The sequence below is a fragment of the Streptomyces ziwulingensis genome, assembly GCF_039542605.1.
GTDB classification, from domain to species: domain Bacteria; phylum Actinomycetota; class Actinomycetes; order Streptomycetales; family Streptomycetaceae; genus Streptomyces; species Streptomyces ziwulingensis.
The window spans coordinates 1-22,626 of the sequence record NZ_BAABIG010000069.1; the positions used below are offsets into that span (position 1 = coordinate 1).

At 71.8% G+C, this 22,626-nt stretch carries 16 protein-coding genes; 6 read left to right on the forward strand and 10 right to left on the reverse strand.

Annotated features, from left to right (window positions below):
• Positions 1–257 precede the first annotated feature (257 nt).
• The 4 genes from whiA to uvrC are packed head-to-tail and all read right to left on the reverse strand — an operon-like array spanning position 258 to position 5,666.
• Positions 258–1,247, reverse strand: coding sequence for a DNA-binding protein WhiA (gene whiA / locus ABEB00_RS28095; protein WP_345623215.1), 990 nt, complete (start codon positions 1,245–1,247; stop codon positions 258–260).
• Entirely contained in the window at positions 1,238–2,305 is a 1,068-nt protein-coding gene (locus ABEB00_RS28100; RefSeq protein ID WP_345623216.1) for a gluconeogenesis factor YvcK family protein, read from the reverse strand. The genes whiA and ABEB00_RS28100 overlap by 10 nt, the downstream gene beginning before the upstream one ends.
• Positions 2,302–3,372 carry an RNase adapter RapZ gene (gene rapZ / locus ABEB00_RS28105; RefSeq protein ID WP_345623217.1) on the reverse strand — a complete coding sequence of 357 codons (1,071 nt, stop codon included), beginning with the start codon at positions 3,370–3,372 and terminating at the stop codon, positions 2,302–2,304. Before rapZ ends, ABEB00_RS28100 begins: the two co-directional genes overlap by 4 nt.
• Positions 3,369–5,666, reverse strand: a complete 2,298-nt coding sequence (gene uvrC / locus ABEB00_RS28110; RefSeq protein ID WP_345623218.1) for an excinuclease ABC subunit UvrC — start codon at positions 5,664–5,666, stop codon at positions 3,369–3,371. Before uvrC ends, rapZ begins: the two co-directional genes overlap by 4 nt.
• 319 nt (positions 5,667–5,985) lie before the next feature.
• Here uvrC and ABEB00_RS28115 point away from each other — a divergent pair, with 319 nt between their 5' ends.
• The 3 genes from ABEB00_RS28115 to ABEB00_RS28125 all read left to right on the forward strand — a co-directional run bounded on the left by ABEB00_RS28115 (position 5,986) and on the right by ABEB00_RS28125 (position 9,119).
• A complete protein-coding gene (locus tag ABEB00_RS28115) occupies positions 5,986–6,930 on the forward strand; it encodes a hypothetical protein (protein WP_345623219.1) in 945 nt (314 codons plus the stop codon).
• A 210-nt stretch (positions 6,931–7,140) separates the two neighbouring features.
• A complete protein-coding gene (locus tag ABEB00_RS28120) occupies positions 7,141–8,214 on the forward strand; it encodes a LacI family DNA-binding transcriptional regulator (protein ID WP_345623221.1) in 1,074 nt (357 codons plus the stop codon).
• Positions 8,211–9,119, forward strand: a complete 909-nt coding sequence (locus tag ABEB00_RS28125) for a carbohydrate kinase family protein (RefSeq protein WP_345623222.1) — start codon at positions 8,211–8,213, stop codon at positions 9,117–9,119. The genes ABEB00_RS28120 and ABEB00_RS28125 overlap by 4 nt, the downstream gene beginning before the upstream one ends.
• 251 nt (positions 9,120–9,370) lie before the next feature.
• On the opposite strand, the gene uvrA is transcribed toward ABEB00_RS28125, so the two are convergent.
• Entirely contained in the window at positions 9,371–12,442 is a 3,072-nt protein-coding gene (gene uvrA, locus ABEB00_RS28130) for an excinuclease ABC subunit UvrA (RefSeq protein WP_345623223.1), read from the reverse strand.
• 222 nt (positions 12,443–12,664) lie between these two features.
• Here uvrA and ABEB00_RS28135 point away from each other — a divergent pair, with 222 nt between their 5' ends.
• The gene (locus ABEB00_RS28135; RefSeq protein ID WP_345623225.1) at positions 12,665–13,351 is read left to right on the forward strand and encodes a maleylpyruvate isomerase family mycothiol-dependent enzyme; all 687 of its coding nucleotides are present in this window, start codon (positions 12,665–12,667) and stop codon (positions 13,349–13,351) included.
• A 74-nt stretch (positions 13,352–13,425) separates the two neighbouring features.
• Positions 13,426–14,082, forward strand: a complete 657-nt coding sequence (locus tag ABEB00_RS28140) for an MBL fold metallo-hydrolase (protein WP_345623226.1) — start codon at positions 13,426–13,428, stop codon at positions 14,080–14,082.
• 34 nt (positions 14,083–14,116) lie between these two features.
• On the opposite strand, the gene aroQ is transcribed toward ABEB00_RS28140, so the two are convergent.
• Entirely contained in the window at positions 14,117–14,590 is a 474-nt protein-coding gene (gene aroQ / locus ABEB00_RS28145; RefSeq protein ID WP_345623227.1) for a type II 3-dehydroquinate dehydratase, read from the reverse strand.
• 251 nt (positions 14,591–14,841) lie between these two features.
• Between aroQ and ABEB00_RS28150 the strand changes: the two genes are divergently transcribed.
• Positions 14,842–16,149 carry an MFS transporter gene (locus tag ABEB00_RS28150; protein WP_345623228.1) on the forward strand — a complete coding sequence of 436 codons (1,308 nt, stop codon included), beginning with the start codon at positions 14,842–14,844 and terminating at the stop codon, positions 16,147–16,149.
• Positions 16,150–16,373: 224 nt separating this feature from the next.
• On the opposite strand, the gene ABEB00_RS28155 is transcribed toward ABEB00_RS28150, so the two are convergent.
• The 4 genes from ABEB00_RS28155 to uvrB form a co-directional block, all read right to left on the reverse strand.
• Entirely contained in the window at positions 16,374–17,375 is a 1,002-nt protein-coding gene (locus ABEB00_RS28155; RefSeq protein WP_345623229.1) for a TerC/Alx family metal homeostasis membrane protein, read from the reverse strand.
• Between the two features lie 243 nt (positions 17,376–17,618).
• On the reverse strand, positions 17,619–19,691 hold the full coding sequence (locus ABEB00_RS28160) for a TerD family protein (RefSeq protein ID WP_345623316.1): 2,073 nt from the start codon (positions 19,689–19,691) through the stop codon (positions 17,619–17,621).
• A 68-nt stretch (positions 19,692–19,759) separates the two neighbouring features.
• The gene (locus tag ABEB00_RS28165; RefSeq protein WP_345623231.1) at positions 19,760–20,338 is read right to left on the reverse strand and encodes a TerD family protein; all 579 of its coding nucleotides are present in this window, start codon (positions 20,336–20,338) and stop codon (positions 19,760–19,762) included.
• 140 nt (positions 20,339–20,478) lie between these two features.
• Entirely contained in the window at positions 20,479–22,608 is a 2,130-nt protein-coding gene (gene uvrB / locus ABEB00_RS28170; protein WP_345623233.1) for an excinuclease ABC subunit UvrB, read from the reverse strand.
• Positions 22,609–22,626: the final 18 nt, after the last annotated feature.

Below are 22,626 nucleotides of genomic sequence, written 5' to 3' on the forward strand. Positions count from 1 at the left end.
CGGGGGGTCCGGGGGGTCCGGGGGGTCCGGGGGGTCCGGTCGATCGGGTGAGTCGCGTGGGGGTCGCGCGGGTCACGCGGGTCGCGCGGCGAGGCTGAGGGGGGCGCCGGCGCGGCGGAGGTCCCCCGCCGCGAGCGCGGCCGGGCGTGGGGGACGTCGGCAACCGACGGCAACGCCGCGGGCCGGCGTGGCAGACCCCGCGTCTCCGTCTCCCTCTGACGTGATCGATCCGCCGGGCCGGCCCCCGACGCTCCGGGTCAGCCCGCGAGGTTGTCGGCGAGTTCCTCGGAGAGGTTCGCCTCCGTGCCCGGGAGGCCGAGGTCCGAGGCGCGCTTGTCGGCCATGGCCAGCAGGCGCCGGATGCGGCCGGCGACGGCGTCCTTGGTCAGCGGCGGGTCGGCCAGCGCGCCCAGTTCCTCCAGGGACGCCTGCTTGTGCTCCATGCGCAGCCGGCCGGCGGCGGCGAGGTGCTCGGGGACGTCGTCGGCGAGGATCTCCAGCGCGCGCTGGACCCGGGCGCCGGCGGCGACGGCCGCGCGCGCGGAGCGGCGCAGGTTGGCGTCGTCGAAGTTGGCGAGGCGGTTGGCGGTGGCGCGGACCTCGCGGCGCATCCGCCGCTCCTCCCAGGCCAGCACCGAGTCGTGAGCGCCGAGCCGGGTGAGCAGGGCGCCGATCGCGTCGCCGTCGCGGACCACGACCCGGTCCACCCCGCGCACCTCGCGGGCCTTGGCGGCGATCGACAGCCGGCGGGCGGCGCCGACGAGGGCGAGCGCGGCCTCCGGCCCGGGGCAGGTCACCTCCAGGGAGGAGGAACGGCCGGGCTCGGTGAGCGAGCCGTGCGCCAGGAAGGCGCCCCGCCATGCGGCCTCGGCGTCGCAGGTGGCCCCCGAGACCACCTGCGGGGGCAGTCCCCGGATCGGGCGCCCCCGGCCGTCGACCAGGCCGGTCTGGCGGGCCAACTGGTCGCCGCCCGCCACGACCCGCACCACGAAGCGCGAACCGCGGCGCAGGCCGCCGGGGGCCATCACGATCAGCTCCGAGCTGTGGCCGAAGATCTCCAGAATGTCCCGCTTGAGCCGCCGGGCCGCGATCGCGGTGTCCAGCTCCGCCTCGATCACGATGCGCCCGCTGACCAGGTGAAGGCCGCCGGCGAACCGCAGAATGGCGGAGACCTCCGCCTTTCTGCAGCAGGTACGGGTGACGGGGAGCCGGGCGATCTCATCCTTCACCGCTGCCGTCATCGCCATGGGCCGATCCTTCCATGCATCCGAAAAATACGGTCGTACGCGGCGGCCAGCAGCTCCGGGTCGTGCCTCGGGGTCCCGTCGGTCCGGGCCACCGGAGCCAGCTCGACAGCGGCACCGAACCGTTTGGCGGCGTCGGTCAGCAGGTCCCGGTCGGGCACGGCGGCCTCGTCGGCCAGCACCACGTCCAGGGCGAGTTTAGGGGCGTGTCGTCCCAAAACCTCCAAATGACGCTGCGGGGAGAAGCCCTCGGTTTCTCCGGGCTGCGGAGCGAGGTTCAGCGAGAGCACCCGGCGGGCCTTCGTCTGGGTGAGCGCGTCCAGCAGTTCGGGCACGAGCAGGTGCGGGATGACCGAGGAGAACCAGGAACCGGGGCCGAGCACCACCCAGTCGGCGTCGAGGACCGCGGCGACCGCCTCGGGAACGGCGGGCGGGTCGGCCGGAACCAGGTGCACCGACTGCACCTCACCGGGGGTGAGCGCCACGGTCGCCTGGCCGCGGACGGTGTCCACGTCCTCCGGTCGGGCCGGGTCATGGCCCCTGACCAGGGCCTGAAGCTCCAGCGGTACGGCGGACATGGGCAGCACCCGCCCGTGCGCCCCGAGCAGCTTGCCGACCAGGTCCAGGGCCAGGACATGGTCGCCGAGTTGCTCCCACAGGGCGACGATCAGCAGATTGCCGACCGCGTGCTCGTGCAGGTCGCCCTTGGACTGGAAACGGTGCTGGATGACGCGGGCCCAGGTCTGGCCCCAGTCGTCGTCCCCGCACAGCGCGGCCAGCGCCTTGCGCAGGTCACCGGGTGGCAGCACGCCCAGCTCGTCGCGCAGGCGCCCGCTGGAGCCGCCGTCGTCGGCCACCGTGACCACGGCGGTCAGCGCGCCGGTGATCCGGCGCAGCGCGGCGAGCGAGGCGGACAGGCCCATGCCGCCGCCCAGGGCGACCACCTTGGGCGGCGTGCCCCGGCGGCGCGGCTTGCCGCCGCGGGCCGGCACCGGCCGGCCGCCGCGCCCCTCGGGCACGGCCCGGCGCAACCTGCTCAGCCGCGGAGTACGTCCTGTCATTCCCGGCCCATGTCCCGGTGCACGACCACCGTCTCCACGCCCTCGGCGGCGAGCCGGGCGGCGAGCTTCTCCGACATGGCGACGGAGCGGTGCTTGCCCCCGGTGCAGCCGACGGCGATGGTCACATAGCGCTTGCCCTCACGGCGGTAGCCCGCGGCGATGAGCTGGAGCAGTTCGGCGTAGCGGTCGAGGAACTCCTTGGCCCCCGGCTGGTTCAGGACGTACGTCGACACCTCCTCGTTGAGGCCGGTGAACGGGCGCAGCTCCGGGACCCAGTGCGGGTTGGGCAGGAAGCGCATGTCCACCACCAGGTCGGCGTCGACCGGCAGGCCGTACTTGAAGCCGAACGACATGACGGTGGCCCGCAGCTCGGGTTCCTCCTCGCCCGCGAACTGGGCGTCCATCTTGGCGCGCAGCTCGTGCACGTTGAGGCTGGAGGTGTCGATCACCAGGTCCGCGTCGCCACGCAGCTCGCGCAGCAGCTCGCGCTCGGCGGCGATGCCGTCGACGATGCGGCCGTCGCCCTGGAGGGGGTGCGGGCGGCGCACCGACTCGAAGCGGCGCACGAGGGCCTCGTCCGAGGACTCCAGGAAGACGATCCGCCGGGTGACGCCCCGGGAATCCAGATCGGCCAGGGATTCGCGCAGGTTGTCGAAGAAACGCCGGCCGCGGACGTCGACGACGACCGCGATCCGGGCCACGTTGCCCTGCGAGCGGGCGCCCAGCTCCACCATGGTGGGGATCAGCGCGGGCGGGAGGTTGTCGACCACGAACCAGCCGAGGTCCTCCAGACACTTGGCGGCGGTGGAGCGGCCGGCCCCGGACATGCCGGAGATGATCACCAGCTCCGGGATGGGCGTGTCGGCCCCGGACTTGTCGGCGCCCGTGTTCTCGTCGCCCGAGCCCTCCATGTCTGTGCCCTCTGTGCCCTCTGCGCCCTCCGTGCCCGGGTCCGCCCGTACTCCGTCGTCGGCGCGGTCGGGGCGGGCCTCCTGACCGGCCGCGTCCTGCGCGGACCTCGGTGTCTGTTCCTGCCCGGCCGCGGCCTGCGCGTCGTGCTCGGTCATCTCTCCTGCCCCCGTCGTTCGTCCGGGGCGCCCGCGGGTACGGGCTCCCCCGGGGCGCCCGCCGTCGTCTCGGCCACCCCGTCCGTGTCTTCTGTCTCCGCTGTGCCTGTGGTGTCTGCTGTTTCTGCTGCGCCTGCGGCGTCTGCCGTTTCCAGTCCGTCCGGTGCGTCTGGCCCGTCTGGTGCGTCTGGTGCGTCTTCCATGATTTCTCCGGTCGCCGTGTTGACGGCGGGCGCGGCCGGAGCCGCCCGGGCGAAGGCCACGAGAATGGTCTCCGCCGTCTTGCGGCCTATGCCGGGGACCTCGCAGATCTGGTCGAGCGTCGCCGACCGCAGCCTCTTCACCGAACCGAAGTGCTTGATCAGCGCCTGCTTGCGGGTCTCCCCGAGGCCCGGCACGTCGTCCAGGGGGCTGGCGCGGAAACGCTTGGCGCGCTTGGCGCGCTGGTAGGTGATCGCGAAGCGGTGGGCCTCGTCACGGACCCGCTGGAGCAGGTACAGGCCCTCGCTGGTGCGGGGCAGGACGACCGGGTCGCTCTCACCGGGCAGCCAGACCTCCTCCAGCCGCTTGGCGAGACCGCACACGGCGATGTCGTCGATGCCCAGCTCGTCCAGGGCCCGTTGGGCCGCGGCCACCTGCGGCTGTCCGCCGTCGACGACGACGAGCTGCGGCGGGTAGGCGAACCGCCTGGGGCGGCCGTCCTCGTCCTTGAGCGTGTCGCCGCCCGCGTCGAAGTCATCGGCGACGTCGGCGGCCCCGGCGGTGACGGCCCGGCTGGGGGCGGGGTCGGTGGTGACGGCCGGGGCGGCGTCCGTGACGTCGGCCGGGGTGGGGGCCGTGACGTCGGCCGGGGTGACGGCGTCCCGGTCGCCGTCCGCCCACTCCCCCGTCCGCTCCTTCTCCGCGAGGTAGCGGCGGAAGCGGCGGGTGATCACCTCATGCATGGAACGGACGTCGTCCTGTCCCCGGAATCCCTTGATCTGGAAGCGGCGGTATTCGCTCTTGCGGGCGAGCCCGTCCTCGAAGACGACCATGGAGGCCACCACGTCGTCGCCCTGGAGGTGCGAGATGTCGTAGCACTCGATGCGCAGCGGGGCGCTCTCCAGGCCGAGGGCGTCGGCGACCTCCTCCAGCGCGCGCGAGCGGGTGGTCAGGTCGGAGGCGCGCTTGGTCTTGTGCAGGACGAGCGACTGCTGGGCGTTGCGCTGCACGGTCTCCATGAGGGCCTTCTTGTCGCCGCGCTGCGGAATGCGCAGCGAGACGCCCGACCCACGGCGCTCCGCGAGCCACTCCTGCACCGGCTCCACCGGCTCGGGCAGGGCCGGGACCAGTACTTCCTTGGGGACGGCGTCGCCGGTCTCCTCACCGTAGAGCTGCTGCAGAGCGTGCTCCACCAGGGCGCCGGTGGTGATGTCCTCGACCTTGTCCGTGACCCAGCCGCGCTGGCCGCGCACACGTCCTCCGCGCACGTGGAAGATCTGGACGGCCGCCTCCAGCTCGTCCTCGGCGACCGCGATCAGGTCGGCGTCGGTGGCGTCGGTGAGCACGACCGCGCTCTTCTCCATGGCCTTGCGCAGGGCCCCGATGTCGTCGCGCAGGCGGGCCGCCCGCTCGTACTCCATGTCCTCGGCCGCCTCGGCCATCTGCCGCTCCAGGCGGCGCAGGTAGGTGCCCGTGCGGCCGGTCATGAAGTCGCAGAACTCGTCCGCCAGGTCCCAGTGGTCGTCGGTGGAGATCCGGCCGACGCAGGGCGCGGAGCACTTGCCGATGTATCCCAGCAGGCAGGGGCGGCCACTGCGGGCGGCGTTCTTGAACACTCCCGCCGAACAGGTCCGCACCGGGAAGACGCGCAGCAGCAGGTCGACCGTGTCACGGATGGCCCAGGCGTGCGTGTACGGCCCGAAGTAGCGCACGCCCTTCCTCTTGTGCCCGCGCATCACCTGCACGCGCGGGAACTCCTCGTTCATGGTCACCGCGAGGTAGGGGTAGCTCTTGTCGTCGCGGTACTTGACGTTGAACCGGGGGTCGTACTCCTTGATCCAGGAGTACTCGAGCTGCAGCGCCTCGACCTCCGTGGACACCACCGTCCACTCCACCGACGCGGCGGTGGTGACCATGGAGCGGGTCCGGGGGTGCAGGTTCGCCAAGTCCTGGAAGTAGTTCGCCAGCCGCTGGCGAAGGCTCTTCGCCTTCCCGACGTAGATCACCCGGCGGTGCTCGTCACGGAACCTGTACACCCCGGGCGAGTCCGGGATCTGTCCCGGACTGGGGCGGTAGCTGGAGGGGTCGGCCATGACTCACACCCTACTGGCGCGGACCGACACTCCGGCGGGCCTGTGGACGACGTGGCCGGCGGCCGGCCGATCACGCCGGGACGCCCTGAACGTGGGGAACCCGGGCCCGGCGGCGGCGCACGGTCTCGGCCAGGAGCGGACGGCCGTACGGCCCGAAGTGTTGTCGGGACTTGGTCAACACGCTTCAATGCGGGGGAACTCGGGGCCTGAAGCGCGGCGTACGGATGTGCACCCTCCGCACCGCTTCGGGGGGCGGGCCCCGCCGGTCCGTGCCGACCGGCCCGACCGGCCGTGGTGACCCCTCACAGGAAGGCCCCGCATGTCGCACGCCACACCGCAAACGGACGGCGCCGGCACGGAACTCGACTCCGCCCTGCGCGGAGGCCCGTTCCATGTCGCGCTGCGAGCCGCGATCGCCGCGCGGGGGCTGCCGTTGCAGCGCGTGCAGCATCACCTGACGCGCCACGGGGTGAAGGTGGGCGTCACCAGCCTGAGCTACTGGCAGCAGGGCGCCCGGCGTCCGCAGCGCCCGGAGTCGCTGCGTGCGGTGCGGGCGCTGGAGGAGATACTCCAGTTACCCCAGGAATCACTGCTCAGGCTGCTCACCGAGGCCGGCGGCCATCTGTCGGACCGTGCGGCGGGCCGCTCCCGCCGCGGCTGCGGGGCGGCGCCGGGGGTCGTGGAGCGGCTGCTGGCCGAGCTGGAGCATCCGCGGGACGCGGGGGTGCACGTCCTCGGGCTCCATGAGCGGGTGCGGATCGGGCCGCGCCGCGAGCTGGCGGGCCGCGAGGCGCACCACATCGTCCGCGCCCACCGGGACGGCGTCGACCGCTTCGCCGCCGTCCACCAGGGCGATCCGGGGTGCGCGCCGGAGCGGATGACGGTCCACGCCCTGGAGAACTGCCGCGCCGGCCGGGTCCGCCGGCACCCCGAGTCCGGTGTGCTGGTGGCCGAGCTGCTCTTCGACACCCGGCTGGCCGCCGGTGACACGCACCTCTTCCGCTACGCGGTGGAGGACGGCACGGCGGGCGTGTCCCACGAGTACGTCCGGGGGTTCGACGCGGCGGCCGGGCAGTACGCGCTGGAGGTGCGGTTCGACGCGGCGGCCCTGCCGGCGGGCTGCCACCGGTACACGCGGCCCTCGTTCGCGGCCCCGCGCGAGGGCCGGCAGGAGCTGTCGCTCAGCCGGCGGCACCACTCGGTGCACGTCGTGGAACCGCGCGTGCGAACGGGCATCGTGGGGATCGGCTGGGACTGGGACTGAACACTGTGCGCGTCACACTGCGCGCGTCGAGGCAAGGGGCGTAAACGCTTGCGCAAGCGTTTACGCCCCTCCCCGAGATGGGATACGGTCCAGCCCACGAAACCTACGAAACCTACGAAACCCACAAACCCACACACCCGCGCACCCACGAAGCCCGGCAAGCCTGTCGAGCCCGGGGCTGCCCCGGGACCGTCTCGAAGGGAGACGTCGATGGCGACGATGGCCGATGTGGCACGGCGCGCCGGCGTCTCCGTGGCGACGGTGTCGCACGTCCTCAACGACACCCGGCCCGTGCTGCCGCACACCCGGCAGGCCGTCCTGGACGCGATCGAGGAACTGGGCTATTCCCGGAACGCCCTCGCCCGCTCCCTGGTGACCTCCCGGACCCGCACGCTCGGGCTCGCCGTCTCGGCGATCAGCAACCCGTACTTCACCGAGATCCTCCAGGGCGTCGAGGCCGCCGCCGTGAAACGCGGCTACGGCCTGCTCATCGCCGACCCGCACGACGACCCCGAGCACGAACGCGCGGTGGTCCAGCTCCTGCACGAGCGCCGGGTGGACGGAGTGATCGTCGCCCCGTCCGCCGCGCCGCACGCGCTCCTCGCCTATCTGCGGCGGCACCGGGTACCGACCGTGTTCCTCGACCGGGTCGTCGACGTGCCCCCGGACGCCGCTTGGCTCTTCGACCAGGTGAGTGCCGACAGCACCGGACCGACGAGCCGGCTGGTGGCTCACCTCGCCGAACTCGGTCACCGGCGGATCGGCCTGGTGGCCGGCCGGGCCGGGTTCAGCACCACGCGTGAGCGGGTCGCCGGGTATCGCGACGGACTCACCGCGGCCGGCCTGCCGTACGACGCGCGGCTCCTCGCGCACGGCGACTCCGAGTCGGCGGGCGCCGCGCGCGCCACCGCCGGGCTGCTGTCCCTCGCGGAGCCGCCCACCGCGCTGGTCACCGCCAACAACGCGATGACCATCGGTGCGCTGCGCGCCCTGCGGGACCGGGGGCTGTCGGTACCCGGTGACCTGGCGCTGTGCTGCTTCGACGACTTCGACTGGGCGGACCTCTTCACGCCCCGGCTGACCGCCGTGGCGCAGCCCGGCAGGGAATTGGGCGGCCACGCCGTCCGGGTGCTGCTGGAACGTCTGGCCGACCCGGGCCTGCCCGCCCGGAACGTACGGCTGCACTGCACCTTCGCGCACCGCACCTCCTGCGGCTGCCCCGACCCGTCCCGTACCCCCGAGGCACCCGAGGCACCCGAGGCCATGGAAAGGACCACGCCGTGATCGTCGTAGCCGGTGAGGCACTGATCGACCTGGTACCGCGAGCCCCGGGCGCCCTGGCGGCGCTGACGCCGGCGCTCGGCGGCGGGCCGTACAACACGGCCGTGGCGCTGGGCCGCCTCGGCTCCCCCGCCGCCTTCTGCTCGCGCGTCTCCCAGGACGCCTTCGGCGAGGCACTGCTGGAATGCCTCCGCGAGACCGGCGTGGACGTCGGCGCGGTGCAGCGCGGAACCGAGCCGACGACGCTCGCCGTGGCCTCGCTCGGTGCCGACGGGTCGGCGGCGTACACCTTCTACGTGGAGGGCACCGCCGACCGGCTGTTCACCGCGCCGGAAGCGTTGCCGTCCGGTACCCGGGCGGTCTCCTTCGGCACCTGTTCGCTGGTGCTGGAACCGGGGGCGAGCGCGTACGAGGAACTGATGCGGGACGCGGCGGCGCGGGGTCTGTTCACCGCGCTGGACCCGAACATCCGGGCGGGTCTCATCGCCGACCCGGACGCGTACCGGGCCCGGTTCCGGGGCTGGCTGCCCTCGGTGTCGCTGCTGAAGCTGTCCGAGGAGGACGCCGAGTGGCTGGGCGGCACGCCGCGCGAGTGGCTGGCGGCCGGACCGGCGGCCGTCGTGGTCACCAGGGGCGGTGCGGGGCTGAGCGTCTTCACCCGTGACGGGGGTGAGTACGCGGTGCCCGGTGAGCGGGTCGACGTCGTCGACACCATCGGTGCGGGCGACACGGTGAACGCGGCGCTGCTGCACGGGCTCGCGGCCCGTGACGCGCTCGACGAGAAGGCGGTGACGGCGCTCGGCCGCGAGGGCTGGACGGAGCTGCTCCGTTTCGCGGCCCGCGCGGCGGCGGTCACCTGCTCACGCGCGGGCGCCGAGCCGCCCTGGGCCGATGAGGTGGCCCTGTGAGGGCGGGGCCTGCGGGGCGGGCCTGTTGTGGGGGGAGCGGCGCACCAGTCCGCGTGTGACTCCTTACGGCGCCGCGGTACGAGGCGGTGAGGTCCAGCTCGGCCTGGAGTCCGCGGAGCCGGCGGTCGCCTGAGCGGTGGGGAAGTGGGAGTACACGGACGCGCCGTGTCCCACGGTGGTACGTGGGACACGGCGCGTCCGTGTGTTCTCGTGCGCCCGCCGCCGGTGCGGCCTCACGGGCGTCCGGCCGGTCAGGTGGTGCCGGGCCCCGTCGTCTTGCGCGCGGCGGACTTCGTGGCCTTGGCGGTCTTGGCCGTCCTGGTCGCGGTCTTCTTCGCGGCGGTACCGGCTTCCTTGACGGCGGCCGGCTTCCTGGCCGCGGTCTTCCTCGCCGCGGTGGCCTTCGCGGGAGCGCCCTTGGCCGTGAGGGCCTTGGCCGCCGCCTTGCGTGGGGCCCGCACCGGCGCGGCGTCGCTGATCCGGTCCGCACCGAGGGTGTCCCGCAGGAACTTGCCGGTGTGGCTGGTGGGGACGGCGGCGATCTCCTCGGGGGTGCCCTCGGCGACGACCGCGCCGCCACCGGCGCCACCCTCGGGGCCCATGTCGACGACCCAGTCCGCGGTCTTGATCACGTCGAGGTTGTGCTCGATGACGATGACCGTGTTGCCCTTGTCGACCAGCCCGGACAGGACCGTCAGCAGCTTGCTGATGTCCTCGAAGTGCAGACCGGTGGTCGGCTCGTCCAGGACGTAGACGGTGCGTCCGGCGGAGCGGCGCTGCAGCTCGCTGGCGAGCTTGACGCGCTGTGCCTCGCCGCCGGAGAGCGTGGTCGCGGACTGGCCGAGCCGGACGTAGCCGAGACCGACGTCCGTCAGTGTCTTCATGTGCCGGGAGATGGCGGGGACCGCCTCGAAGAAGTCGGTCGCCTCCTCGATCGGCATGTTCAGGACGTCTGCGATGGACTTGCCCTTGTAGTGGACCTCCAGGGTCTCCCGGTTGTACCGGGCGCCGTGGCAGACCTCGCACGGGACGTAGACGTCCGGGAGGAAGTTCATCTCGATCTTGATCGTGCCGTCGCCCGAACAGTTCTCGCAGCGACCGCCCTTGACGTTGAAGGAGAACCGGCCCGGCAGGTAACCGCGGACCTTCGCCTCGGTCGTCTCCGCGAACAGCTTGCGGACATGGTCGAAGACGCCGGTGTACGTCGCCGGGTTCGACCGCGGGGTGCGGCCGATGGGCGACTGGTCGACGTGCACGACCTTGTCCACCTGGTCGTCGCCGTCCACCCGCGTGTGGCGGCCGGGGACGCTCCGGGCGCCGTTCAGCTCACGGGCCAGGTGTGTGTACAGGATGTCGTTGACCAGCGTCGACTTGCCGGAGCCGGAGACTCCGGTGACGGCCGTGAAGACACCCAGCGGGAAGGACACGTCGATGTCCTTCAGGTTGTTCTCGCGGGCGCCGTGCACGGTGAGCTGCCGGGAGGGATCGCGCGGGCGCCGGACCTCGGGCAGCGGGATGGCCTTCTTGCCGGCCAGGTACAGGCCGGTCTGCGACTCGTCGTTGGCGAGCAGTTCCTTCAGGGAGCCGCTGTGCACCACGTGGCCGCCGTGCTCACCGGCACCGGGGCCGATGTCGACGATCCAGTCGGCGACCTTGATGGTGTCCTCGTCGTGCTCGACGACGATGAGCGTGTTGCCCATGTCGCGCAGGCGGACGAGGGTCTCGATCAGCCGGTGGTTGTCGCGCTGGTGCAGACCGATGGAGGGCTCGTCCAGGACGTACAGGACGCCGACGAGACCGGAGCCGATCTGGGTGGCCAGGCGGATGCGCTGGGCCTCGCCACCGGAGAGGGTGCCCGCCGCGCGGTTCAGCGAGAGGTAGTCCAGGCCGACGTCGACCAGGAACCGCAGCCGCTCGTTGACCTCCTTCAGCACCCGCTCGGCGATCTTCTTGTCCCGGGCGTTGAGTGTCAGCTCGCCCAGGAAGTCCGCGCAGTCGCTGATGGACATCGCGGAGACCTCGGCGATGGACTTGCCCATGACCGTGACGGCGAGTATCAGCGGCTTGAGGCGGGTGCCCTCACAGGTGGGGCAGGGCACCTCGCGCATGTAGCCCTCGAAGCGCTCGCGGCTGGAGTCGCTCTCGGCCTCGCTGTGCCGGCGCTTGACGAAGGGGACGACGCCCTCGAAGGCGGTGGTGTAGCGGCGCTCCCTGCCGTACCGGTTGCGGTACCGGACCTCGACCTGGGTCTTGTGCCCGTAGAGCAGGGCCTTCTTGGCGCGCTGCGGCAGGCCCGCGAAGGGGATGTCCGTCCGGAAGCCCAGCGCGTCCGCGAGGGCGCCGATCAGGCGGCCGAAGTACTCCTTGGCGTGTCCGCCCGACCAGGGGTGGAGGGCGCCCTCGTCGAGGGACTTGTCCGGGTCCGGGACGATCAGCTCGGGGTCGACCTCCATACGGGTGCCGATGCCGGAGCAGTCGGGACAGGCGCCGAAGGGCGAGTTGAAGGAGAAGGAGCGGGGCTCCAGCTCCTCGAAGGAGAGGTCGTCGTACGTGCAGTACAGGTGCTCCGAGAACATGCGCTCGCGTTCGGGGTCGTCCTCGGGGAGGTCGACGAAGTCGAGCACGACCATGCCGCCGGAGAGGCCGAGCGCGGTCTCGACGGAGTCGGTGAGCCGGCGCTTGGCGGACTCCTTCACCGTGAGGCGGTCGACGACCACCTCGATGGTGTGCTTCTCCTGCTTCTTCAGCGTGGGCGGGGTGGCGAGCTGGATCGTCTCGCCGTCCACCCGGGCCCGGGAGAAACCCTTGGTCTGGAGGTCGGCGAAGAGGTCGACGAACTCGCCCTTGCGCTCGCGCACCAGCGGCGACAGCACCTGGAAGCGGCTGCCCTCGGGCAGCTCCAGCACCCGGTCCACGATGGCCTGCGGCGACTGGCGCGAGATCGGCCGGCCGCACTCGGGGCAGTGCGGCTTGCCGATGCGCGCGAAGAGCAGGCGCAGGTAGTCGTACACCTCGGTGATCGTGCCGACCGTGGAGCGCGGGTTGCGCGAGGTCGACTTCTGGTCGATGGAGACCGCCGGGGAGAGGCCCTCGATGAAGTCGACGTCCGGCTTGTCCATCTGGCCGAGGAACTGCCGGGCATAGGAGGAGAGCGACTCCACATAGCGCCGCTGGCCCTCGGCGAAGATCGTGTCGAAGGCCAGGGAGGACTTGCCCGACCCGGACAGACCCGTGAAGACGATGAGCGAGTCACGCGGCAGGTCGAGCGAGACGTTCTTCAGATTGTGCTCGCGCGCGCCACGGACGATGAGACGGTCGGCCACGCCGGTCCGCACCTTTCTTGAGAGAAGTGACAGGGGCGGGGCCCCCGTCTTTCTCAGACTAGGGGGAGCCACTGACAACGCCGGTCGGATTCACGGATGTCAACAAACCCCGGCTCTCCAGCATGCCCGCCACCACGAGCGACCTTATAGCACGCACATTCGAATAACGGGCCTCGGTCGCCACCTTCACCCGAAGGTGTGGCGCGGTCTAGGGTCGGCGCCATGATGGATCACGCACGTGACCTGGCATCCCTACGTGAAGCCACCGACCGGCTGCTCAGCGCGGTCGGCGAGTTGCACAACGGACATGTGACGCAGGAGTCACGGCTGCCGGGCTGGAGCCGCGGCCACGTCCTCGCCCACCTCTCCCGCAACGCGGACGCCCTGGTGAACGTCCTGGAGGGGCGGCCCATGTACGTGACCGCCCAGGCGCGGGACGCCGACATCGAGCGCGACGCCCCGCGCCCCCTGGAGGCACACCTCGCCGACCTGCGGCAGAGCGCGGAAGCCTTCCAGCGCGCCGGCGCGGTCCCCGCGGACTGGTCACGCACCGTGACACTGCGCAACGGCGTCACCGACTCGGTCTCCCGGGTGCCGTTCCGGCGCTGGGTGGAGGTCGAGCTGCACCATGTGGACCTCGGCATCGGGTACGAGCTGGAGGACCTTCCGGACGAGTTCGTCGAACGGGAGACCGAGTTCCTCGCCGAGCGGTTCACGGGTCATCCCGATGTCCCGTCCGCCGGCCTGAGCGACGGCACCCGCGCGTGGCGCACGGGACGGGAGGCGGCCCACCCCGCGATCACCGTCTCGGGCGGCCCGGCCGACCTGCTCGGCTGGCTCGCCGGGCGGCGCGACGGTTCGGGGCTGGCGGTGACCGGCGGTCCGCTCCCGGCGCTCCCGGCGCTGTAGACGGATCCCGTGGACGAGTCCTCCGGGCGGGAGTGCCTCCCGGCCCGGCCGGCGCGCCCACTAGGCTGACGGGCATGACGTACAGCGGAGAGGTGAGGGTCGGCGGTCCCGCCGACGTGCACGAGCTCAAGGACCTGATGATCACCAAGATCGCGGTCGGCCCGATGGACAACAACGCCTATCTGCTGCGTTGCAGGGCCACGGACGAGCAGTTGCTGATCGACGCCGCCGCCGACGCGCATGCCCTGCTCGGCACGGTCGGTGACGACGGCATCGCGTCCGTCGTCACCACCCACCGGCACCCCGACCACTGGCAGGCGCTGGCCGAGGTGGTCGCCGCCACCGGCGCCCGGACGTACGCCGGGCGGGAGGACGCCGAGGGCATCCCGGTGGCCACGGACGTCGCGGTCGACGACGGCGACACGGTCCGGGTGGGACAGGTACGGCTCACCGCGCGTCATCTCGTCGGGCACACCCCGGGGTCGATCGCCCTGGTCTACGACGACCCCCACGGCCACCCGCACGTCTTCACGGGCGACTGCCTCTTCCCGGGCGGCGTGGGCAACACCAGGAAGGACCCGGAGGCGTTCGCGACCCTGATCCGCGACGTCGAGACCAAGATCTTCGCCCCGCTGCCGGACGAGACCTGGGTCTACCCGGGACACGGCAACGACACGACGCTCGGCGCGGAACGGCCCCATCTGCCGGAGTGGCACGCGCGCGGCTGGTGAGGCGGGACCGGCGCCGGTCCGCCCGGCGCCGGGTTCAGGCCGGGGCCTGTCCCGGCCCGGCCAGCGCGGCGATCCGCTCCACGCCGAAGACGTACCCCTGCACGCCGCAGCCCGCGATCACGCCGTCGGCACGCTGCGAGACGTAGGAGTGGTGCCGGAACGACTCCCGCTGATGGATGTTGGAGAGGTGGACCTCCACCACCGGAAGCCCGTCACAGGTGTTGAGCGCGTCCAGGATCGCGACGGACGTGTGCGAGTAGGCGGCCGGATTGATCACGATGCCGCAGTGGTTCAGCCGGGCCTCGTGGATCCAGTCGACCAGTTCGCCCTCGTGGTTGGACTGCCGGAAGTCCACCGTGGAGCCGTGCGCGGCAGCCGCCTTGACGCAGCGGGCCTCGACGTCGGCCAGGGTGTCGGATCCGTAGATCTCCGGCTGGCGCTGACCCAGCAGGTTCAGGTTGGGGCCGTTGAGGATCATGATCGGGGCGTTGGCCAGACTGCGGGGCACGGTTCCTCCGGTCCTTCGACATGGGGCGGTCCGCCGGGACCGCTGCTCGGACCCGGTCTATCACGGTGCGCGGACCACCCGTACGGCCTACCCCTCGCACCATCCCCGCCGGCCGCGGCGGAGGTGCTCCGCACGCCGCGGGGCGCGGGCGGCGCAGACCGGCCCGCCCGGCGCATCGCCGACAGGTACTGCCCCCCACACCCCTTCGTGCGCCCCCGTAACCGGCGATCACTGAGGGTAGTTGTCGCGACATGCACGATGTACGCGCCGTGAAGGCGCCTTCCATGCCGCGGCTCGCCGCCGCCGCGCTCGCCGGCACCGCGATCGAGTTCTACGACTTCTTCGTCTACGGCACGGCGGCGGCGCTGGTCCTGGGCCCGCTGTTCTTCCCCTCGTTCTCGCCGCTGGCGGGCACGCTGGCCGCCTTCGGCACGTTCGGTGTCGGTTTCCTGGCCCGCCCCCTGGGGTCGGTGCTCTTCGGGCACATCGGGGACCGCCACGGGCGGCGGCCGGTCCTGGTCGCCTCGCTGCTGCTGACCGGGGCGTCGACGGTGGCGGTCGGGTGCGTACCGACGTACGACACGATCGGGGCGGCCGCTCCCCTGCTGCTCATCGCGTTGCGCTTCCTGCAAGGGCTGGGGCTCGGCGGGGAGTGGGGCGGTGCCGTGCTGCTGACCGCGGAGCACGCGCCGCCCGAACGGCGCGGCCTGTGGTCGAGTTTTCCGCAGATCGGCCCGGCGGTCGGCTTTCTGCTCGCCAACGGGGTGGTGCTGGCGCTCTCCTCGACGCTGACCGACGCGCAGTTCACCCAGTGGGGGTGGCGGGTGCCGTTCTGGGCGGCGGGCGTGCTGGCACTGGTCGGGCTGTGGCTGCGGGCGTCCCTGACCGAGAGTCCCCGCTTCCTGGAGATCGGCGAACCGGTGCGGGTGCCGCTCGTGGAGGTCGTGCGCGACCACTGGCGGCTGGTCCTGCTGACCGCCGGGGCGCTGGCGGTCGGTTACGCGATCTTCTACACCGTGTCGACCTGGTCCCTGTCCTACGCGACGGAACGGCTCGGGGTGGACCGGGGCGTCATGCTGACCTGCATCATGGCCGCGGTGGTGGTCAAGGGGGCGCTCACGCCACTGTTCGCGCTGCTGGGTGACCGTTACGGGCGCCGTCCGCTGTGCCTGGCCGGGTCCGCGGCGGCCGCCGTGTGGATGTTCCCGATGGTCGCGCTCCTGGCGACGGGTGAGCCGCTGCTGATGTTCCTGGGCTTCCTGGTGGCGATGCTCGCGTTCATCACGATGTTCGCGGTGATCGCGGCCTATCTGCCGGAGCTGTACGAGCCCCAGGTGCGTTGCACGGGCGCCGCCGTGGGCTACAACCTCGGCGGGGTCGTCGGCGGCGCCCTCACCCCGATCGTGGCGACGACACTTGCCGAGCAGGGGGGCAGGGTGCCGTGGGCGGTGGGCGCCTATCTCACGGCGATCGCGCTGCTCAGCCTCGGATGCTTCGCGCTGCTGCCGGAGACCCGCCCGGTGCCCGCGGCGAAGGCGGTGGAACCGGCCTCGGCGTGATCACGCCGCGCCAGGCCACGGACGTGTTCGTCACGGAGGGCCGGGCCGGGAGCCGTGCTCTTGACCGCCCGCCCCGGATGACCGCCCGCCCCGGAAACGCGCGCCGGGAGCGGTGCGCGGCGGGTGCCGTGCACCCTTCCCGTGTGCACCCCTCCCGGTGTCGGTCGGTCCCTGTCACCGGACCGGTCCCCTCTGCCGACGGGGCCGGCGCGGTGGCGACGGGGTCAGACGTCGATGCTGTTCTTCGAGGCGCCGTCGTCCTTCGACCCGGCCGCTTCGGCCGCCGCCTGCTTCTTGTTGGCCCTCAGGCTGGTGATCGTGGTGACGATCAGAACCGCGCAGATCACGCCGAGGGAGACGGGGATGCTGATCTCCGGGACGTGGACACCGGACTCGTGGAGCGCGTGCAGCACGAGTTTGACACCGATGAAGCCCAGGATGATCGACAGGCCGTAGGAGAGGTGGACCAGCTTCTTCAGCAGGCCGCCGATGAGGAAGTAGAGCTGCCTCAGTCCCATCAGGGCGAACGCGTTCGCCGTGAACACGATGTACGGGTCCTGGGTCAGGCCGAAGATCGCGGGGATCGAGTCGAGGGCGAAGAGCACGTCGGTGGTGCCGATCGCCAGCATCACGACCAGCATCGGGGTCATGACCCGCTTGCCGTTCTGCTGGATCCACAGCTTGGTGCCGTGGTAGCGGTCGGCGACACCGAAGCGGCGCTCGACGGCCTTGAGCAGCTTGTTCTCCTCGTACTCCTCGTCCTCCTCGTCGGCCCTGGCCTCCTGGATGAGCTTCCAGGCGGTGTAGATCAGGAAGGCGCCGAAGAGGTAGAAGACCCACGAGAAGCTGGCCAGGATCGCGGCGCCCGCCGCGATGAAGATCGCTCTGAGGACCAGAGCGATGAGGACACCGACGAGGAGCACCCGCTGCTGGTACTGCGAGGGCACCGCGAACTTCGCCATGATCAGGACGAAGACGAACAGGTTGTCGACGCTCAGGGACTTCTCGGTGATGAAGCCGGCGAAGAACTCACCGCCGGCCTGGCCGCCGCCGAAGAGCAGCAGGCCCAGTCCGAAGAGTCCGGCCAGGGCGATCCAGACACCCGTCCAGATGCCGGCTTCCTTGATGGACACGTCGTGGGGTTTGCGGCCGATGAAGAAATCGGCTCCGATCAGGACGGCAAGGCCCAGAACGGTCAGCACCCACAGGGTCGTTGAAACTTCCACTGCGCCTCCGGCAGTACGTAACGGCAGATGTCAGCGTCGTCGCTGCCGGAGGTCTCTTCCACCCGTGGTGTCCGGCGCGCAGAACGCGTTCGGAAGCCGCGGGCCGACGCCCCGGGATCTGGCCTGATCCGTATTGACGGGTACGCCGCAGCAGACAGGGAGTACTCCCCTCCGTACGAAAAACAGTACCTCAATCCCCAAGGGTTGGTAAAGGGAGTGGCAAAGAAAGGCCAAAGCGCCTGGTCAGGGATGCCAGCTTCGGCGGGCGGCGGCGACCTGGGTGAGCACCCGGCGAAGCACCTGGCTGCCCTCGGGCAGGAGGGAGGGCTCGTAGGTCCAGGCATGGCCGACCCAGGGGTCGGCGAGGTGGTCGTCGGCCACCGGGGTCAGGCGCAGCAGTGCGCGCCACAGGGGGTCGAGCAGCGGGCCGTAGCCGGCGGAGTCCTCACGGTCGGCGACCATCATCAGGTGGACGCCGACGGCCTGCCCCTCGTCCGCGAGGTAACGGAGCTGGTTGACGGCACGGTCGTCGAAGCCGTGCGGGAAGTCGTTGACGATCAGGAGTTGCTGCGCGGTGTCGAGGCCGGGCGGCAGCGCGTCGGCGGCTCCGCCGCGTACCGCCATCTGCACCAGGTCGACGCGCTGGGTGAGCTTGGCGAGGACGTCGGCGACGCCCGCGGCCCCGGCGGCGGGGGGCGCCTCCAGTACGCCGGTCTGCACGAGCGGCGCCAGCGCCCGGGCTCCGGATCCGGCCGGGTCGACGATGTGCACGGTGAACTCGCCCGCCGGATAGACGGCGAGCAGCCGGGCCGCGTGTGCCACGGCCGTCTCCATCGCCAGGTGCCGCAGCTCGTGGGAGTCGGCGAGGGTCCCGTCGAGGGAGGGGGTGCGTCCGCTGTCGATCCACAGGCCGCGTTCCAGCGGCAGCCGGACCAGCATCGGGATGCGCAGCCGGTCGGCCTCGGGCAGGTGGAGGTCGCCCAGGCGCAGGGCCATGGGGATCTCCATCGGCACCCGGTACCCCTGCCAGGCGGGGTTGTCCCAGCGGGCGTAGGCGGGCGGCAGGGCGGGCTCGACGACCTCGGCCTCGGCGACGAGCTGGGCGAGGTCCCGGTCGAGGACCTCGCGGGCCTGTGCGACGAGCTGTCCGTGCCGGTCGCGGGCCGCCTCGCGGGCGGCGTCACCCCGGCCGCCGATACGGCTGCGGGGATCGGAGAGGACCTGGTCGAGTTCCTTCTCCTGGCGCGAGTCGGCGAAGTCGACGGCGCTGCGGTACGCGGCCGTGCTGCGGGCCAGGTCCTCGAACATGCCCCACACCTGGTTGTAGAGCCGCTCCTCCATGGACCAGCCGGTCGCGTCACCCGCGACCGGCCGCGGGGGCTCCCCGGGGGCGGTCGGCGGAGCGGCCGGCGCGGGAGGCGGCGGAGCGGCGTTCCGCCGGCGCGGGTGGCTGTAGTCGATCGGGCCGCCCCCGCTGGGCGCGGACGGCTGGGCGACCGTCGGCTCCGCACCCGGCCCGCCGGGATACGGCGGTTGTTGCGGGGCGCTCCGGCCGGGGCCGTCGGAGGCGGAGGAGTGCGGTTCGTAGGCCGGCGCGGGTGGCGTGGGCGGTACGGGGGGTACGGGGCTCTGGGCGCCCTGGGGCGTGCTGCCGTGGGACGCGGTGCCGTGGTCGGAGCCGAGCGCCGGGGCCGCGGTCTGCCGGGAGCGGTCGGCGTCCGCCGTTCGCGGCGAGGGCGCGGGCGCGGGAACCGAGCGGGCATGGCCCCGGGCCACCGCCTCCTGGATGCGGGCGGCGAGGGGCTGGGCCCCGGCCAGCCCCTGGTCGGCGAGGAGTTCGGCGAGGCCGCCGGCGTACCCCTGGCCGATGGCGCGGACCTTCCAGGCACCCTGCCTGCGGTACAGCTCCAGGGCGATGACGGCGGTCTCGGAGTCCAGACCGGTGAGGGTGTAGCTGGCGATCTCGTCGCCGCTCAGACCGGTGACGGCGACGAAGGGAGCGGCGACCGTGCCGAAGCGGAGCGGGCCGCTGCCGTCGCGAGCGGGCAGGGCGAGCAGCACGTCCAGGCGGTGCGCGGCGTCCGGAACGGCGTCCAGGTCCACCGCGAGACGGTGGTCGGCGGCGGCCTGCCGGGAGACTTCCAGGCCGGGCAGGGTGGGCGCGCCCGGATGGGCCACCCACTCCACGCCGCGGACACGGCCGTCGGCGTCACCGAGTGAGGCCACTGCCACGACCGGTGTGCCGGCCGAGACCCGGATCTCCAGGCGGGCCTGGGGAAGCGGGTGGTTCTGCCCCCGCACCAGCTCGGCCGTCATCGCCTTCTCCCCCTGTGTCACGTGTGGTGTGTGCGTGTCACGCGTGGTGTGTGCGCCGCTCGCCCGTCCTACAGCACGGGGAGGATCGCCGGCATCAGGTCCTGGAAGGTGCGGCCGTTGGCCGGGGTGCCGATGGCGGTCATCGCCCAGCCGGCACCCGCCCGGTGCACCTTCGCCATGATCTGCGCCGTGTACGCGCCACCGCCGGCGAGCGTGTAGCGGGCGAGTTCCTGGCCGTTGGTCTCGTCGACCAGGCGGCAGAACGCGTTCTGCACCTCCTGGAAGGTCTGGCCCGTGAAGGAGTTCACGGTGAAGACGATCTGGTCGATGTGGACCGGGATCCGCTGGAGGTCGACGAGGACCGCCTCGTCGTCGCCGCCCTGGCCGACACCGCCGACGAGGTTGTCACCGGTGTGGCGCACGGAGCCGTCGTCGCTCACCAGATGGCGGAAGAAGACGACGTCGACCGGCTGCTTGTCGGCGAAGAGCACGGCGGAGGCGTCCAGGTCGATCTCCCGGGTGCGCGAGCCGAACAGGCCGCGCCGGGGGGCCGCCTGCCAGCCGAGGCCCATGCGTACCGACGTCAGGCTGCCGCCGTCGTTCTTCTGCAGACTGATGGCCTGGCCCTTGGTCATGTTGACGGTCACGCGCAGATTCCCCTCTCGGACTTCCCCTGTTGCCGCGGCACCCGCGGTTGACAAGAACCCTACGCAGGGGGACTGACAGCGCCGCGCGCCGGCCGCACTTTGTGTCGGTCTTGCAACACTGCGCGTGGCCGGGCACGCCGTCAGGCCAGACCGCCCTCCTTCATCTGGCGCAGCTCCCTCTTCATCTCGTGGACCTCGTCGCGCAGCCGGGCGGCGATCTCGAACTGCAGATCCGCCGCGGCGGCCCGCATCCGGGTGGTCATCTCCTCGATCTGCTCCGTCAGCTCGGCCGCCGGCCGGTCGGTGAGCACCGTCTCCTTGGCCTTGCCCCGGCCCTTGGCCGCCTTGCCGCCGAGAGCGGGGACGGGGGCCTTGGCGCCCTTGCCGTCCTTGGACTGGCCGCGGTACCCCGAGCCGAGAAGCTGCTCGGTGTCGACGTCCTCGCGGGCGATCTGCGCGACGATGTCGTTGATCTTCTTGCGCAGCGGCTGCGGGTCGACGCCATGCGCCTTGTTGTAGGCGACCTGCTTCTCCCGGCGGCGGTTGGTCTCGTCGATGGCCTTCGCCATCGCCGGGGTGATCTTGTCGGCGTACATGTGGACCTGGCCGGAGACGTTACGGGCCGCGCGGCCGATGGTCTGGATCAGGGAGGTCCCGGAGCGCAGGAAGCCCTCCTTGTCGGCGTCGAGGATCGCCACCAGGGAGACCTCGGGCAGGTCGAGCCCCTCCCGCAGGAGGTTGATGCCGACCAGAACGTCGTACTCACCGGCGCGCAGCTCGCGCAGCAGTTCGACGCGGCGCAGGGTGTCGACGTCGCTGTGCAGATAGCGCACCTGGATGCCGAGTTCCAGGAAGTAGTCGGTGAGGTCCTCGGCCATCTTCTTGGTGAGCGTGGTGACCAGGACGCGTTCGTCCTTCTCGGTGCGCGCGCGGATCTCGTGCACCAGGTCGTCGATCTGGCCCTCGGTGGGCTTGACTACGACCTCGGGGTCGACCAGGCCCGTGGGGCGGATGATCTGCTCCACGACGCCGTCGGAGCGGGACAGCTCGTACTGCCCCGGGGTGGCCGACAGATAGACGGCCTGCCCGATGCGCTCCTGGAACTCCTCCCACTTCAGCGGACGGTTGTCGAGCGCGGACGGCAGCCGGAAGCCGTGGTCGACGAGGGTGCGCTTGCGGGAGGCGTCGCCCTCGTACATGGCTCCGATCTGCGGCACGGTGACGTGCGACTCGTCGATGACGAGGAGGAAGTCGTCCGGGAAGTAGTCGAGCAGCGTGTTCGGCGGGGAGCCGGGTGCGCGGCCGTCGAAGTGCATCGAGTAGTTCTCGATGCCGGAGCAGGTGCCGATCTGGCGGAGCATCTCCAGGTCGTACGTCGTGCGCATCCGCAGACGCTGCGCCTCCAGGAGCTTGCCCTGCTGCTCCAGCTCGGTCAGGCGCTCCCCCAGCTCCTTCTCGATGTCGGTGACGGCCCGCTCCATGCGCTCGGGTCCGGCGACGTAGTGGGAGGCCGGGAAGACGTAGAGATGCTGGTCGTCGCTGATGATCTCGCCGGTGACGGGGTGGAGGGTGGAGAGTGCCTCGATCTCGTCGCCGAACATCTCGATGCGGACGGCCAGCTCCTCGTAGACCGGGAAGATCTCGATGGTGTCGCCGCGGACGCGGAAGGTGCCGCGGGTGAAGGCCAGGTCGTTGCGGGTGTACTGGATGTCGACGAAGCGGCGCAGCAGCTCGTCGCGGTCGAACTCCTCGCCGACGCGGAGCGGGACCATGCGGTCCACGTACTCCTGCGGGGTGCCGAGGCCGTAGATGCAGGAGACCGAGGCGACCACGACGACGTCGCGGCGGGTGAGCAGCGAGTTGGTCGCGGAGTGGCGCAGCCGCTCGACCTCCTCGTTGATCGAGGAGTCCTTCTCGATGTAGGTGTCCGACTGCGGGACGTACGCCTCGGGCTGGTAGTAGTCGTAGTACGAGACGAAGTACTCGACGGCGTTGTTCGGCAGCAGCTCCCGGAACTCGTTGGCCAACTGGGCGGCCAAAGTCTTGTTCGGCGCCATCACGAGCGTGGGGCGCTGGAGCTTCTCGATCATCCACGCGGTGGTCGCGGACTTGCCGGTGCCGGTGGCGCCGAGCAGGACGACGTCCCGCTCGCCCGCCTCGACGCGCCGGGCGAGATCGAGGATGGCCGCCGGCTGGTCGCCGCTCGGCTGGTAGGGGCTGACGACCTCGATGGGCGCCACCGTGCGTTCGATGTGAGAAACGGGCCGCATGGGATCCACCGTACGACC